The 14,149-nt window shown below is 67.2% G+C and carries 12 protein-coding genes and 1 riboswitch; of the genes, 7 read left to right on the top strand and 5 right to left on the bottom strand.

Annotated elements, in window-relative coordinates:
- Positions 1 to 256 precede the first annotated feature (256 nt).
- Both metK and ACVOK1_RS03435 read left to right on the top strand, forming a co-directional pair.
- Positions 257 to 1,468, top strand: coding sequence for a methionine adenosyltransferase (gene metK / locus ACVOK1_RS03440; protein WP_079220656.1), 1,212 nt, complete (start codon positions 257 to 259; stop codon positions 1,466 to 1,468).
- 183 nt (positions 1,469 to 1,651) lie between these two features.
- Positions 1,652 to 2,158 (top strand): acyl-CoA thioesterase, encoded by a 507-nt coding sequence (locus ACVOK1_RS03435; protein WP_164073371.1) that lies wholly within the window; start codon positions 1,652 to 1,654, stop codon positions 2,156 to 2,158.
- 84 nt (positions 2,159 to 2,242) lie between these two features.
- On the opposite strand, the gene ACVOK1_RS03430 is transcribed toward ACVOK1_RS03435, so the two are convergent.
- The 3 genes from ACVOK1_RS03430 to ACVOK1_RS03420 form a co-directional block, all read right to left on the bottom strand.
- Positions 2,243 to 2,704, bottom strand: coding sequence for a hypothetical protein (locus ACVOK1_RS03430; RefSeq protein WP_481561120.1), 462 nt, complete (start codon positions 2,702 to 2,704; stop codon positions 2,243 to 2,245).
- Between the two features lie 75 nt (positions 2,705 to 2,779).
- Positions 2,780 to 5,491 (bottom strand): phosphoenolpyruvate carboxylase, encoded by a 2,712-nt coding sequence (gene ppc / locus ACVOK1_RS03425; protein ID WP_481561119.1) that lies wholly within the window; start codon positions 5,489 to 5,491, stop codon positions 2,780 to 2,782.
- A 279-nt stretch (positions 5,492 to 5,770) separates the two neighbouring features.
- Entirely contained in the window at positions 5,771 to 8,281 is a 2,511-nt protein-coding gene (locus tag ACVOK1_RS03420; RefSeq protein ID WP_481561118.1) for a S9 family peptidase, read from the bottom strand.
- Between the two features lie 124 nt (positions 8,282 to 8,405).
- Positions 8,406 to 8,489, top strand: a riboswitch (S-adenosyl-L-homocysteine riboswitch).
- 36 nt (positions 8,490 to 8,525) lie between these two features.
- On the opposite strand from ACVOK1_RS03420, the gene ahcY reads away from it, so the two are divergent.
- Positions 8,526 to 9,986 (top strand): adenosylhomocysteinase, encoded by a 1,461-nt coding sequence (ahcY, locus tag ACVOK1_RS03415; protein ID WP_481561117.1) that lies wholly within the window; start codon positions 8,526 to 8,528, stop codon positions 9,984 to 9,986.
- 134 nt (positions 9,987 to 10,120) lie between these two features.
- Here ahcY and ACVOK1_RS03410 read toward each other — a convergent pair whose 3' ends face one another.
- Positions 10,121 to 10,678: an energy transducer TonB gene (locus ACVOK1_RS03410; RefSeq protein WP_481561116.1), complete on the bottom strand. Its 558-nt coding sequence runs from the start codon at positions 10,676 to 10,678 to the stop codon at positions 10,121 to 10,123.
- A gap of 276 nt (positions 10,679 to 10,954) precedes the next feature.
- Here ACVOK1_RS03410 and ybaK point away from each other — a divergent pair, with 276 nt between their 5' ends.
- A complete protein-coding gene (gene ybaK / locus ACVOK1_RS03405; protein ID WP_108767767.1) occupies positions 10,955 to 11,428 on the top strand; it encodes a Cys-tRNA(Pro) deacylase in 474 nt (157 codons plus the stop codon).
- Positions 11,428 to 11,871, top strand: coding sequence for a hypothetical protein (locus ACVOK1_RS03400; protein ID WP_481561115.1), 444 nt, complete (start codon positions 11,428 to 11,430; stop codon positions 11,869 to 11,871). Before ybaK ends, ACVOK1_RS03400 begins: the two co-directional genes overlap by 1 nt.
- Positions 11,872 to 11,939: 68 nt before the next feature.
- Here the strand turns inward: ACVOK1_RS03400 and ACVOK1_RS03395 are convergent, their stop codons facing one another.
- Positions 11,940 to 12,497: a DUF3228 family protein gene (locus ACVOK1_RS03395; RefSeq protein WP_108770611.1), complete on the bottom strand. Its 558-nt coding sequence runs from the start codon at positions 12,495 to 12,497 to the stop codon at positions 11,940 to 11,942.
- A 137-nt stretch (positions 12,498 to 12,634) separates the two neighbouring features.
- Here ACVOK1_RS03395 and ACVOK1_RS03390 point away from each other — a divergent pair, with 137 nt between their 5' ends.
- A complete protein-coding gene (locus ACVOK1_RS03390; protein ID WP_481561114.1) occupies positions 12,635 to 13,657 on the top strand; it encodes an amidohydrolase family protein in 1,023 nt (340 codons plus the stop codon).
- Positions 13,614 to 14,147: an amidohydrolase family protein gene (locus tag ACVOK1_RS03385; protein ID WP_481561132.1), complete on the top strand. Its 534-nt coding sequence runs from the start codon at positions 13,614 to 13,616 to the stop codon at positions 14,145 to 14,147. Before ACVOK1_RS03390 ends, ACVOK1_RS03385 begins: the two co-directional genes overlap by 44 nt.
- Positions 14,148 to 14,149 lie beyond the last annotated feature (2 nt).

Raw genomic sequence — 14,149 nt, 5'->3', positions numbered from 1 at the left:
CAGGCAGATGGCGGTTTGGCGGCAGAACGATGACGGCCCCGGCCGGTGGGCCCAGGCCGTGAAGACCGCCCGCCAATGGTCACGCCAGTGGAACACTGCCTGCGCACCATGGGCCCCGGGGCCCCGCCAGGCCTTGTCGCGGCGGGCACAACACCTTAACCACCGGCAACCCATACGGGTTCACAATGCACAGGCGGCGCACCCCGTGTATGATGCGCGCCCATCTTTCCATCCGAATCAAGGGATATACCGCCTGATGTCCAGCTATCTCTTCACCTCCGAGTCGGTCTCCGAAGGCCATCCGGACAAGGTTGCCGACCAGATTTCCGATGCGGTGCTGGACGCGATCCTGACCCAGGACCAGCGCGCCCGCGTGGCCTGCGAGACCATGGTCAAGACCGGTGTTGCCATCGTCGCCGGTGAAATCACCACCAGCGCCTGGATCGACCTGGAAGCCCTGACCCGCAAGGTCATCACGGACATCGGCTACGACAGCTCCGACGTCGGCTTCGACGGCGCCACCTGCGGCGTGCTGAACCTGATCGGCAAGCAGTCGCCGCACATCGCCCAGGGCGTGGACCGCAAGAAGCCGGAAGAAATGGGCGCTGGCGACCAGGGCCTGATGTTCGGCTACGCCACCAACGAGACCGACAGCTTCATGCCGGCCGCGATCCACCTGTCGCACCGCCTGGTGGAACAGCAGGCCAAGATCCGCAAGAAGCGCAACTCGCCGCTGTCCTGGCTGCGCCCGGACGCCAAGAGCCAGGTCACCCTGCGCTATGAAAACGGCGTGGTCTCGGCCATCGACGCCGTGGTCCTGTCCACCCAGCACGCCCCGGGCATCAAGCAGAAGGACCTCATCGAGGCCGTCCGCGAAGAGATCATCAAGCCGGTGCTGCCGGCCAAGTGGCTGCACAAGGGCACCAAGTTCCACATCAACCCGACCGGCAAGTTCGAGATCGGCGGCCCGGTGGGCGACTGCGGCCTGACCGGCCGCAAGATCATCGTCGACACCTACGGCGGCTGGGCCCGTCACGGTGGTGGCGCCTTCTCCGGCAAGGACCCGTCCAAGGTCGACCGTTCGGCGGCCTACGCTGCCCGCTACGTCGCCAAGAACGTGGTTGCCGCCGGCCTGGCCGACCGTTGCGAAGTGCAGGTCTCCTACGCCATCGGCGTGGCTGAGCCGACCTCGATCTCGGTCACCACCTTCGGCACCGGCAAGATCAGCGACGACAAGATCGAGAAGCTGATCCGCAAGCACTTCGACCTGCGCCCGTACGGCATCATCAAGATGCTGGACCTGGTGCACCCGATGTACCAGCAGACCGCCGCCTACGGTCACTTCGGCCGCAAGCCGAAGGAATTCAGCTACCTCAACGGCGAAGGCGAGACCGTCAACGCCACGGCCTTCTCCTGGGAGAAGACCGACCGCGCCGCCGCCCTGCGCGCCGATGCGAAGCTGAAGTAAAGTCGGCTGATAAAGCCGACGGGTAGAGCCGACTGTTAGTCGGCTGACCTTCCAGAAGGGCCGCGCAAGCGGCCCTTCTGCTTTCTGGTAGAGCCGGCCGCTGGCCGGCTTTTTAATGCCCGGACGCCATCGCGTGGTTGCCGGCCAGCGGCCGGCACTACCGGTTGCCGATACAATCGGTGCATGTCGACCGAACTGAAAACCCACCAGCTGTCCATGACCGTGCTGATGTCGCCGGACATGGCCAATTTCTCCGGCAAGGTCCACGGCGGTGCCGTCCTGCGCCTGCTCGACCAGGTGGCCTATGCCTGCGCCAGCCGCTATGCGGGCAGCTACGTGGTCACCCTGTCGGTGGACCAGGTGATGTTCCGCCAGCCCATCGCGGTGGGCGAGCTGGTCACCTTCCTGGCCTCGGTGAACTACACCGGTACCTCGTCGATGGAGATCGGCATCAAGGTCGTGGCCGAGGACATCCTCAAGCGCAGCGTGCGCCACGCCAACAGCTGCTTCTTCACCATGGTGGCGGTGGACGAGGAAGGCCGGCCGACGGCGGTGCCGCCGCTGCAGCCAGCCAGCTCGGACGAAAAGCGCCGCCAGGCCGCTGCGCAGATCCGCCGCCAGCTGCGGCAGGAGATGGAACAGCGGCACCTGGAGCTGCTGGCGTCGAACCCGCCGTCGCCGGAAGACTGACCGCGAACCCGGTAGTGTCGGCCGCTGGCCGGCAGCCTTGCGCGCGCTGCCAAACATGATGGGATTACCGGCCAGCGGCCGGCACTACCCTTCCTGTTCGGGCAGATAGGGCGACAGGAAAGACTCGATGTTCAACAGTGGATCGGCCTGTGCGAGTGCGGCCGACGCGTCCACCGACGACACCACGAACATGTAGTAGTCGTAACCGAAATGAACTTCGGCGCTGTCGCCCACCAGCTTGCACCAGATGACGTTGCGTAGCACGTCACGCGCCACCCGCTCGATCCCATCCCGATCCAGCGGCTGGCCCTCGTGGTAATCGCGTGAGTCACGCCGTTCAAGCGACTGGATGCGCAGTGACTCGACGCCGATGCCGACGCAGAAACGCCTGATCGCATCCAGATACGCATTCTCGACAACGAGGTAATCCTCGAGACTCACCAGGCTGCCGACATCACCGAAGTCCGTCCACTCTTCGGGCGGTGAGCAGAGGTATGCCTCGGGCATCCGCTGCCAGTACTTGGTGATACGCCAGGAATGCTTCATGGGGCGAGAGGATAACGGAACCGATATCGCGGTGATGCCGGCCAGCGGCCGGCACTACCCTTTCGAACTCACAGGTCAGCCGGTGTTCTGCACGCCCTGCGAAACGCCATTCACGCAGGCCACCAGCGCGCGCAGCAGGTCATCATCCTCGCGCCCGCTGGCCCGCCAGCGCTGCAGCAGGTCCACCTGCAGCACGCTGATCGGGTCCACGTAGGGATTGCGCAGGCGGATCGACAGCGCCAGCCGCGCATCATGATCCAGCAGGGTCTGCTGCCCCATCAGCGCCAGCAGCCAGTGCCGGGTGAGCGCGAGCTCCTTCTCGACCTGCGGGAAGAAGCGACCGTGCAGGTCACCAGAGAGCTGCGAGAACTGTTCGGCGATGGTGATATCGCCCTTCGAGAGCACCATCGCGATGTCGTCGAGGAAGGTGCGGAAGAACGGCCAGTCACGCGCCATCTCGCGCAGCGTCTGTTCATGGCCGGCGTCCACCGCCGCCTGCAGGCCACTGCCCACGCCGTACCAGCCGGGAATGACGGCACGCGCCTGGCTCCAGGCGAACACCCACGGAATCGCCCGCAGGTTGCCCAGCGCCGCATCCTGGCCCAGGCGGCGCGACGGCCGCGAGCCCAGGGTCATCCGCTCGATCACATCGATCGGCGTGGCCGTGCGGAAGTAATCCATGAAGCCGGACTGGCCGACGAAGGCGCGGTACACCTCGCTGCTGGCCGCGGAGACGGTGTCCATCACCGGCCGCCACCCGTCTTCGCGCGGCTCCGGCGCGCGCGGGCGCAGGCTGGCGCGCAGCACCGCACCGGTGGCCTGTTCCAGCGAACGCAGCGCCAGCGCGCGGATGCCGTACTTGCGGTGGATCACCTCGCCCTGTTCGGTCACCCGCAGGCGGCCATCGATGCTGCCGCGCGGCGAGGCGTCCACCGCGTGGGTGGTCTTGCCACCGCCACGGCTGATCGAACCGCCACGGCCGTGGAAGAAGGTCAGGCGGATACCGGCCTCGGCCGCGACATCCAGCAGTTCCACCTGCGCACGCTGCAGGCCCCAGCGCGAGGCGGCGATGCCGCCGTCCTTGCTGCTGTCCGAGTACCCCAGCATCACCATCTGCACGTCATCGCGTGCACGCAGGTGCGCGCGGTACACCGGATCCTCCAGCAGATCACGCAGGGTGGCGGTGCCACGCTTGAGGTCGTCCACGGTTTCAAACAGCGGCGCGATGTCGAGCGGTACGCCGCCATCGGCATCGACCAGGCCACCGCGTCGCGCCAGTGCCAGCACCGCCAGCACGTCGCCGCGATCGTGCGCCATCGAAATGATGTAGCTGCCCAATGCATCGCCGCCATGGCGTGCGCGTGCATCGGCCAGCGCCGCGAACACCGCATCCAGGCGCTGGTTGCCCTCGTCATCGCCCTTGGGCAGCGGTGCTTCGCCGCTGGCATGCGGGCCCAGCAGGCGCGCACGGCCCAGTGCATCCAGCGCCTGCCAGGCGTCTTCTCCGCCCAGCACTGCGGCAAGCGCGCGGGCATGCACGCTCGATTCCTGGCGCACGTCCAGCCGCGCCAAGTGGAAGCCAAAGGTCTTCACCCGCCACAGCAGGCGCTGCACGGCGAAACCACCGGCATGTTCGCCACGGTGGGCGCGCAGGCTGTCGAGGATCAGCTGCAGGTCGTCGATCAGTTCGTCCGGGCCGGCATACGCACCCTCGCCATCATCCAGCGTGGCCTGCAGGCGCGCACGCATGCGGTCGTTGAGCAACCGGTACGGCATGTCGGAGTGGCGCGGGCGCGACTGCACCTGCGGCAGCAGCTGCTGGTAGTGCGCTACGCGCGCCTGCAGCGCATCGCTCACGCCCACCCGTTCGGTGGACTGGCTGAGCAGGCTGGCCAGCTGCAGCAGTTCCTTCTGGTAGCGCCCGAGCACCGCCTGCCGCTGTGCATCCAGCGTGTTGCGGATGGTGCCGGCATCCACGTTCGGGTTGCCGTCCATGTCACCGCCCACCCACGTGCCGAAGCGCAGCAGACGCGGCAGCGGCAGCTCCTCGCCGTAGGTATCGCGCAGCGCCTGCTGCAGCGATTCGTACAGCACCGGAATCACCCGGTACAGCACCTGCACCAGATAGAAGCCGACGTGCTCGCGTTCGTCATCGACGGTGGGCCGCACCGGCGAGGAATCGGTGGTCTGCCACGACGCGGTCAGCGCCATGCGGAAGCGCGCGGCATCGGCAGCAGCCTCGCCCGGCGTGCGCTGGCCATCCAGGTTGTCCACCAGGCTGGCCACCATCAGCTGTTCTTTCTCCAGCAGCGCGCGGCGCACCGCCTCGGTCGGGTGCGCGGTGAACACTGGTTCGATGTCGATGCGCGGCAACCACTGCGCCAGCTCGTCCAGGCCTACGCCCTGCGCCTTCAGGTGCTGCAACGCATCCTGCAGGCCATCGGGCTGCGCAGCAGCGGTGCCGGCACGCTGGTAATCGCGGCGGCGGCGGATGCGATGCACGCGCTCGGCGATGTTGACCACCTGGAAGTATGTGCTGAACGCACGCACCATGGTTTCGGCCTGCTCCGGCGTGCGCCCGGCCAAGCCATCGGCCAGCTCGGACAGCGGTGCCTGGTTCTCGCGGCGCGCGATTGCGCGGGTGCGCACGTCCTCGACGTCGTCGAGGAACGCGGCGGACACCTGTTCGACCAGCAGGTCGCCGACCAGTGCGCCCAGTCGGCGCACATCATCGCGAAGCGGAAGATCGGGGGAAGCGAATTCGATGCTGCTGCGGTACTCGTTCATCGGCGACGCACGAACCTCGGGGCATGATCCGTCGCCAAGCCTATCCCAATTCGACGCCGTTGCTGCGTTGCAGAAATGGTTTCATCTGCACGTATCCGCCGGCTACGGATACACCGGTCGGGCAAACACCGCCGGGGTAGAGTCGACCGTTGGTCGACTGCTCTTCTTGCGGCGCTTGGAAAGCCCGCGCTGCGCGCGATAGTCGACCAACGGTCGACTCTACCGCGCCGGAGCAACAGGCGGCCCCCGTTGCAGGGGCCGCCATCATCACGCGCGCGGTCAGCGCTTCTTCTTCGCCTTGCCCTGCTGCACCGGGCCGATGGTCTGTTCCAGCCAGCGCTCGCTCTCGGCCAGCATGGTCATGATCGATTCGCGTGCGCGGTAGGCGTGCGATTCGTTCGGCAGCATCACCAGCCGCGCGGTACCACCCAGGCCCTTCACCGCGGCGAACATGCGCTCGCTCTGGATCGGGAACGTGCCGGAGTTGTTGTCGTCCACGCCGTGGATGAAGAGGATCGGATCCTTGATCTTGTCCGCGTAGTTGAACGGCGCCATCTTCTGGTAGACGTCCTGCGCCTGCCAGTAGTTGCGCTCCTCGGCCTGGAAACCAAACGGGGTGAGCGTGCGGTTGTAGGCGCCGCTGCGGGCGATGCCGGCCTTGAACAGGCGGGTGTGCGCCAGCAGGTTGGCGGTCATGAACGCACCGTAGGAATGGCCACCGATGGCGATGTGCTCGCGGTCGGTCACGCCACGACGCACCACTTCGTCCACCGCGGCCTGTGCATTGGCCACCAGCTGTTCGATGTAGGTGTCGTTGGGTTCCTTGTCACCTTCGCCGATGATCGGCATGGTCGGGCTGGCCAGCACCACGTAGCCCTTGGCCAGGAACGCCTGCGGACCCCAGTAGCTGATCGCGTTGAAGCGGTACGGCGAATCGGTCACCTGGCTGGCGGCCGCGGCACTCTTGAACTCACCCGGGTAGGCCCACATCAGCAGCGGCCGCGGGCCATCACGCTTGGGGTCGTAATCCGGCGGCAGCAGCAGCGTCGCGGTCAGGTCCACGCCGTCGGCACGCTTGTAGCGGATCTGTTCCTTCTGCACGCCCTTCAGCTGCGGCAGCGGGTGGGCGAAACGGGTCAGCGCGCGCGGTGCGGCGTCGGCCTGGGCCAGCGACTGCACGAAGAAGTTGGTCGGCTCGTCCGGGCTTTCGCGGGTCAGCAGCAGCGACTCACCTTCCTGGTCCAGCAGCGCGACCGGTGCCGAATAGACCGGTGCCTGCGAATGGAACAGACGGGTGGACTTGCGGCTTTCGATGTCGAAGCGGTCGACGAACGGACGGTCACCTTCCGGCGACGCGCCCTGCCCGTACAGGAAGATGCTGCGGCCATCGGCGGTGGTCTGCAGGCGGCTGCGGCCGTTGACGTCGCGCACCACGCCGGCGCGGCCCGGATCGTTGTAGCGGTCCTGTGCATCGCGGTCCCACAGCAGCTGCGGCGACTGCGTCGCGTCGTCCGGGGTGATGCGCCAGGTCTTGGTGTTGCGCGTCTTCCACCACGATTCGCTGAGCAGGGCCAGATCGCCACGGCCCCAGGTGATGCCACCGAAACGGCTGCCCAGCTGGGCCAGGGTCACCGGCGGCTTCTCGAACGGCGCGGCCTGCATGAACACCGCATCGCGCACCTTGGCGTCACGGTTCGGGTCACCGCCGTCCTGCGCTTCGGCCCAGACCAGGGTCGCCGGCGCATCGGCGCGCCAGCTGATGTCACGCACGCCGGTCACCTCGGCATCGTTGCCGGTCGGCAGGCCTTCCACCAGCGGGCGCGAGGCCACGCTGTGGGCCAGCTGGCCGTTGCGGTCGAGCACGTCGATGCGGCGCGGGAAGCTGCCCACCGGCACCACGTAGGAATACGGGCGCTGCACGGTCTGGCTGAGCAGGTAGTTGCCGTCCGGCGAGGCCGCCAGGCCCAGGTAGATGCCGGCCATGCCGATGGCGCGGGCCTGGCCGTCCAGGCCGACCTGCATCGGCTGCGCACGCGCGTAGTAATCGAACAGGCGCGCGTCGGCTTCGTTCTTCAACAGATCCTGGTAGGTGCGGATGGACACCACGCCGCTGCTCTTGCCGGTCTGCTGCACGGTCGGGCCGGTCGGGATGCCATCGGCAGGCGGCGGATCACCGGCATTGGCCAGGCGGGTCATCACGATCAGGCCGCGGCTGTCGGGCAGCCACTGGTAACCGTCGCCGAACACCGTGTTGAGGTTGGCCTGCAGGCGGCGCGCACTGCCGTTGGCCACGTCCACCAGCCACAGCTCGTTGGCGCCGCTGGCGGCGTCGACCTGGTTGAAGGCCAGCCACTTCTGGTCGGGCGACCAGGCCAGGCCGGCGATCGACAGCTGCGCCGGCAGGCCGCTGATCTGCCGTTCCTTGCCGTCGGCCACGTTCATCAGCCACAGCTTCTCGCCGAAGCTGAAGCGGCTGTCGGAGAACGTGCGCGGGTTGATGCGGATGCCGGCCAGCTTCAGTTCCGGCTGCGCCACCACCTGGATCGACGGCAGCGACGGCATCTTCATCAGCGCGGCCACGTCGCGGCGCGGCGACAGGAACAGGCTGGGCGCACGCGGCGCATCGACCACCGCCTGCAGCGCGGCCGAGGGCAGCTCATAACCGTCCACGTCCCTGGCGGCGGCCACCTGCGGGCTGTCGGCCGACCACGCCTGCGGGACCACCGCCAGCAGGGCCATGGACAGGACCAGGCCGGTCCAGCGCCGGCTGCGGCGCGCGTGCTTGCTCATCGTTCTTCCTGTTTTGGATGCGTGAAGACCTTCGACCTTAACAGGCGCCGACCCGCGCCCCATCTGCCGATGGTTGGGTCGCTCCGGTTCCGGCCCGGGGCCGCGATATACTGGGCGTTCTCCCCCTGCCGAGGGGCGCTGCGACCGGATCCCCTGAGGCCCGGCCAGGCTCGGTAAGGTGGCTTTGTAACAACGGCGCCCGGCTAGATGCGAGTACCCGCTCGCCCACAACCGGAGCTACTGCATGAACGCTGTTGCCAAGACCTTCTCCACCGAAGGTGACTACAAGATCCGCGACATCACCCTGGCCGACTGGGGTCGCAAGGAACTGGACATCGCCGAGCACGAGATGCCGGGCCTGATGTCGATCCGCCGCAAGCACGCCACCAGCCTGCCGCTGAAGGGCGTGCGCGTGACCGGCTCGCTGCACATGACCATCCAGACCGCGGTGCTGATCGAGACCCTGAAGGACATCGGCGCCGACGTGCGCTGGGCCTCGTGCAACATCTTCTCGACCCAGGATCACGCCGCTGCGGCCATCGCCGCCACCGGCACCCCGGTGTTCGCCTGGAAGGGCGAGAGCCTGGAAGAGTACTGGGACTGCACCCTGGACGCGCTGACCTTCACCTTGCCCGACGGCACCCTGACCGGCCCGGAGCTGGTGGTGGACGACGGCGGTGACGTGACCCTGCTGATCCACAAGGGCCTGGAGCTGGAAAACGGCAGCAACTGGGTCAATGAAAAGGCCGATTCGCACGAAGAACAGGTCATCAAGAACCTGCTCAAGCGCGTGGCCGTCGAGCGCCCGGGTTACTGGGGCCGCGTGGTCAAGGATTGGAAGGGCGTCTCCGAAGAGACCACCACCGGCGTGCACCGCCTGTACCAGCTGGCCCAGGCCGGCACCCTGCTGATCCCGGCGATCAACGTCAACGACTCGGTCACCAAGAGCAAGTTCGACAACCTGTACGGCTGCCGCGAGTCGCTGGCCGATGGCCTGAAGCGCGCGATGGACGTGATGCTGGCCGGCAAGGTCGCCGTGGTCTGCGGCTACGGCGACGTGGGCAAGGGCTGCGCCGCGTCGCTGCGTGCCTACGGCGCGCGCGTCATCGTCACCGAGATCGACCCGATCTGCGCACTGCAGGCGGCGATGGAAGGCTATGAAGTCAACACCATCGAATCGACCCTGGGCCGTGCCGACCTGTACGTCACCACCACCGGCAACAAGGACATCATCCGCATCGAGCACCTGAGCGCGATGAAGGACCAGGCCATCGTCTGCAACATCGGCCACTTCGACAACGAGATCCAGGTCGATGCGCTGGTGGCGTTCCCGGGCGTGCAGCACGTGAACATCAAGCCGCAGGTGGACAAGTACATCTTCCCGGCTTCTGATGGAAGTGCTGGCAATGCGATCTTCCTGCTGGCCGAAGGCCGCCTGGTGAACCTGGGCTGCGCCACCGGCCACCCGAGCTTCGTCATGTCCAACTCGTTCGCCAACCAGACCCTGGCCCAGATCGACCTGTGGGCTAACAAGGACAGCTACGAGAAGAAGGTCTACCTGCTGCCCAAGCACCTGGACGAAGAAGTGGCCCGCCTGCACCTGGAAAAGATCGGCGTGAAGCTGACCACCCTGACCCGGGAACAGGCCGACTACATCGGCGTGCCGGTGGAAGGCCCGTTCAAGCCGGACCACTACCGCTACTGATGTCGTGCCCGGGGTCGGATCCCTTTCCGCAGGAAAGGGCTCTGACCCCGGCAACGGATGCAAACGGAACGGGCGCCTTCGGGCGCCCGTTCTGCGTTGGCGGACTCACTCAAATGATCCGTGCGGCAGTGCGCTCAGAATTCGAAGTTGACCGGAATCCTGGCCAGGCTGACGTCGGGCGGATCACTGCGCTTGCTGCTGAACGTCCAGGCCGAGGCCGCGTTGATGGCTGCCTCGTCCAGCGCCGGATGGCCACTGGACTCGGCGATGATCCTTCCCGTCACCCGGCCCTCGCGGTTGATCACCACCAGGATCACGGTGGTGCCCTTCAGGCCCTGCTTGTAGGCCTCCTGCGGGTATCTCGGCGGAGGCGACGACAGCGGCCACCATTCGACCGGCGGAGCATCCGGCGGGTCGGTGTCGACCAGGCAGCGCTGCGGTACACGGATGCCCAGGCGGGTCTCCTGCTTCGGGTCCACTTCCAGGGCAATGCCGCGACAGTTGCCCGCCAGCGCGGACAGGAACATGGCCTGCCGCAACATCGCGTGGACACTCGACGCCACGCCGGTGAAACGACACTGGTCACCCTTGCGGTGCGAGGCCATCGACACCATGCCGGCATCGATCAGCTCGCCCACGGCCTTGCCTCGCGTGCAGCGTCCGTCATCGGCCAGTGCCGGTCCGGCGGCCAACATCATTCCGGCAAGCAGGCCTGCCGCGATCATCCGCTGATATGCCACTCCATTCCCCTGTGCTGCGTCCTGTTGCCCCCAGTCTGCCACGTCGGTGCAGACGGCGGCAGCTCGGTCATGCCCGTTGGCTCATCCACGCATGGCGTGGATCTACTGGGGGGCGGATGGCGTGGATCTAGCGGGGGCGGAGGATCAGTAGATCCACGCCATGCGTGGATGCTCTCCGGCAGTAGCCTCGGTCAAGGCAACCCGCCCAGCGCGCGCTACGATGCCCCCATGACTCCCGCCATCAACCTGCTCAAGCGCGAGAAGATCGCCCACACGGTGCGCAGCTACGTGCACGACGCACACGCCGAGTCCTACGGTGGCGAAGCCGTGGAGAAGCTGGGCCTGGACCCGGCGCAGGTGTTCAAGACCCTGCTGGCCAGCACCGAAACCCACGAACTGCTGGTGGCGATCGTGCCGGTTGGCGGCCAGCTGGACCTGAAGGCGCTGGCCGAAGCCGCAGGCTGCAAGAAGTGCGAGATGGCCGCCGCCGATGCCGCCCAGCGCGCCACCGGCTACCTGGTCGGCGGCATCAGTCCGCTCGGGCAGAAGAAGCGCCTGCGCAGTTTCCTCGATGCCAGCGCACAGGCCCTGCCGACGCTGCACGTCAGCGCCGGCCGCCGCGGCCTGGAAGTGGAACTGGCCCCGGCCGACCTGCTGCGGCTGACCGCAGGGCATTACGCGCCCATCGGGAAGGCCCGCTGATGTCCGCGGCCGATGCCCTGCTGCAGGATCTGCTGAGTGGTGATGCCACGCGTATCCATGCCTCGGCCTGCCGGGTCGCGGTGACGTTCGATCCCGGGCTGCTGGATGCACTGGCGCCGCATGCCGACCGCATCGAACGGGCCTGCGCCGGGGTCACGCTGGGCGGTGCGCTGCTGGCCAACCAGGTGCATCTGCAGTCTGCGCTGAAACGCCTGCGCTACTGGCAGGCGCAGGCCGGCTGCCTGTGCGCGCTCACGCCGACGTATCTGTTTTTCGACCCGCGCAGGCTGATCGAACAGGGGCAGATGCAGTTACTCTCGGTGGGCGATGCCGATGGCGGCTGGGGCGAATGCCACCACGTTGCCTGCACGCAGTGTGGTCAGCACTGGCAGGCGACCGACCGCGAATACCATTACCCGTGGTGGGAGTGGAAAGCCGATTGACGAAGGGGTCAGATCCCTTTCCACCGGAAAGGGCTCTGACCCCACCCGATGACATCCGCAGCACAGGCCTACGGCCGCCAGTTGGCGTTGTTCTCCCAGAACTGCACGGCGCGCTGGTAGGCCTCGCGGTCCAGCGGCACGCCGGAACCGCCCTCCTCCACGCCCAGTGCATTGCGCATCATCGTGATCGGCGCCATCGGCACTTCTTCCGGCTCGGCGGTGTAGATGCAGCCGACGATGCCCCAGTCCGCGTCGATCGGCGAGCCTTCCTTGGCCAGCTGCTCGGCGCTGTACAGGATCACCACAAGGTAGTTCGCGCGCGGCGATTCCACGCCCTCGAACCAGCGCACCAACACCGGCAGCTCCTCGCGGTTGCGCGCTTCGTAGCCGCTGCGCAGCAGGTGGCGGTTGGCCTCGGTGACCGGCACGGTCAGGCAGCGCGTGCTGGTCCAGTTCTCGTAGACGAACAGCTTGCAGAACGGCGCGTAGCCGTCGAGCACCTTCAGCGGTGCTTGCGCGTTGAGGTGTGCCTGGAACTGCTCTGCGCTGACATCCTGGATGGTGTTGGCGCGCGGCACGCGCGGGAACAGGCGGGGACGGGCGAACTCAGTGAGGACGATGGACATGGCGTGCCGTGGTTGAAGTATCTGCCGCACAGGGTAACCGTCGCGGCCCGGCTGAGGGGCGGCGAGTCGAAGATCACTGGCGCCAGCGCCGTGATTACAGCACCCTGCCGGTAATCTCCTGCAAGGATCGCCGGCTCATGGAAGCAGCACGTGCGCAGTCGACCTCTCCTCGCCGCTGGAAGCGTTTGGCGCTGGTACTGGCCGCCACCCTGGCGACGCCGCCCTTGCTGTTTGCCGCCGCATTGTTCTGGCCGCTGCAGGCACCGCCGCTGCCCGACGCCGGCAACAGCTGGGTGATCACCAACGTGCGGGTACTGGACGTGGTCAACGGTCAGGCCAGCGAACCCACCACGGTGACCGTGCGCGAAGGCCGCATCACCGCCATTGGCGATGACGCCCCGGACTCCTCGCTGCCCCTGCTCGATGCCGGCGGGCGATGGCTGTCGCCCGGCTTCTGGGACATGCACACCCATGCCCTGCAGCTGTCACCGCAGGTGCAGTTCCCGCTGATGCTGGCCAACGGCATCACCGGCACGCGCGACATGATGGACTGTCCGCAGCTCACCGATCCGTTGATCGCCTGCGTGGCCGACAAGCGCCGCTGGAACGCGCAGGCCATTGCCGGGCAACAGGTCGCACCGCGCTTCGTGCAGGTTGCCAGTTTCTACTTCGAAGACCCGTCGATGCGAGCCGATGACGCGCTGCGTCGCGCCCGCGAATACGATGCACGCGGCATCGATGCGCTGAAGGTCTACAACCGGCTGCGCGCGGATACGTACCAGCAGCTCGCCGCCGAAGCGCAACGCCCGCAGCGCCCGCTGATCGGCCACCTGCCCAAAGCGGTTTCGCTGCAGGATGCGCTGCGGGCCGACCAGCGCAGCTTCGAGCATGCCCACCTGTTTGCCCGCCACTGCTTCGAGAATGCGGCGCAATGGCGCGATGGATGGCGAAGACCCCACGGCACTGATCGAGCGCATGGTTGCCGGCCATCAGCCAGCGCTCTGTACCGAAGCCTTTGCACAGATGCAGGCCAGTGGTGCTGCATTCGTACCCACCCACGTCACCCGCGAGGAAGACGCGCGCGCCCGCGATCCAGCATTCACCAGCGACCCACGCCTGGCCTATCTGGATCCGCTCTCGCGCTGGGCCTGGCGCGATGATCTGCAGGCCACTGCCGCGCGCTATCCCGGACCTGGTGGCGAGGCCGCACTGCAGGCGTACTTCCGCCATGGCCTGGCGTTGACCGGCGCGGCGCATCGCGCCGGCGTGCCGGTACTGGTAGGTACCGACACTGGGCTCGGTGGCTTCCGCTACCACGATGAACTGCAGTGGCTGCGGCAGGCCGGCCTGAGCCACGCCGACGTGCTGCATGCAGCCACGCTGCAGGCTGCGCGCCATCTGCAACTGCAGGCATCGCATGGCAGCGTCGAGGTCGGCAAGGCCGCCGACCTGGTGCTGCTCGATGGCAACCCGCTGCAGGACACCGCCAACACGCGGCGCGTGCATGCGGTGCTGCTGGCCGGGCACCTGTACGACCGCCCACGGCTGGATACGCTGCTGGACTATGCGCGCAGGCAGGCACGGTCGCCAGCAGTGATGGCGCGGCTGTTGTGGGGCTTCTTCACCAGTCCGGTCAGCGCCGAGCTGTAGCA

The organism is Stenotrophomonas sp. STEN087, assembly GCF_056759115.1.
The sequence above is the reverse complement of the archived record's forward strand: the minus strand, read 5'-3'. Positions and strand labels throughout refer to the sequence as shown.

Excerpts from the sequence above, each read along its gene's own strand:
- ahcY (WP_481561117.1), top strand. The coding sequence starts at position 8,526 with ATGAACGCTGTTGCCAAGACCTTCTCCACCGAAGGTGACTACAAGATC.
- ACVOK1_RS03430 (WP_481561120.1), bottom strand. The coding sequence starts at position 2,704 with ATGAAGCATTCCTGGCGTATCACCAAGTACTGGCAGCGGATGCCCGAG.
- ACVOK1_RS03390 (WP_481561114.1), top strand. The coding sequence starts at position 12,635 with ATGGAAGCAGCACGTGCGCAGTCGACCTCTCCTCGCCGCTGGAAGCGT.
- metK (WP_079220656.1), top strand. The coding sequence starts at position 257 with ATGTCCAGCTATCTCTTCACCTCCGAGTCGGTCTCCGAAGGCCATCCG.
- ACVOK1_RS03435 (WP_164073371.1), top strand. The coding sequence starts at position 1,652 with ATGTCGACCGAACTGAAAACCCACCAGCTGTCCATGACCGTGCTGATG.
- ACVOK1_RS03400 (WP_481561115.1), top strand. The coding sequence starts at position 11,428 with ATGTCCGCGGCCGATGCCCTGCTGCAGGATCTGCTGAGTGGTGATGCC.
- ppc (WP_481561119.1), bottom strand. The coding sequence starts at position 5,491 with ATGAACGAGTACCGCAGCAGCATCGAATTCGCTTCCCCCGATCTTCCG.
- ACVOK1_RS03395 (WP_108770611.1), bottom strand. The coding sequence starts at position 12,497 with ATGTCCATCGTCCTCACTGAGTTCGCCCGTCCCCGCCTGTTCCCGCGC.
- ACVOK1_RS03420 (WP_481561118.1), bottom strand. The coding sequence starts at position 8,281 with ATGAGCAAGCACGCGCGCCGCAGCCGGCGCTGGACCGGCCTGGTCCTG.
- ybaK (WP_108767767.1), top strand. The coding sequence starts at position 10,955 with ATGACTCCCGCCATCAACCTGCTCAAGCGCGAGAAGATCGCCCACACG.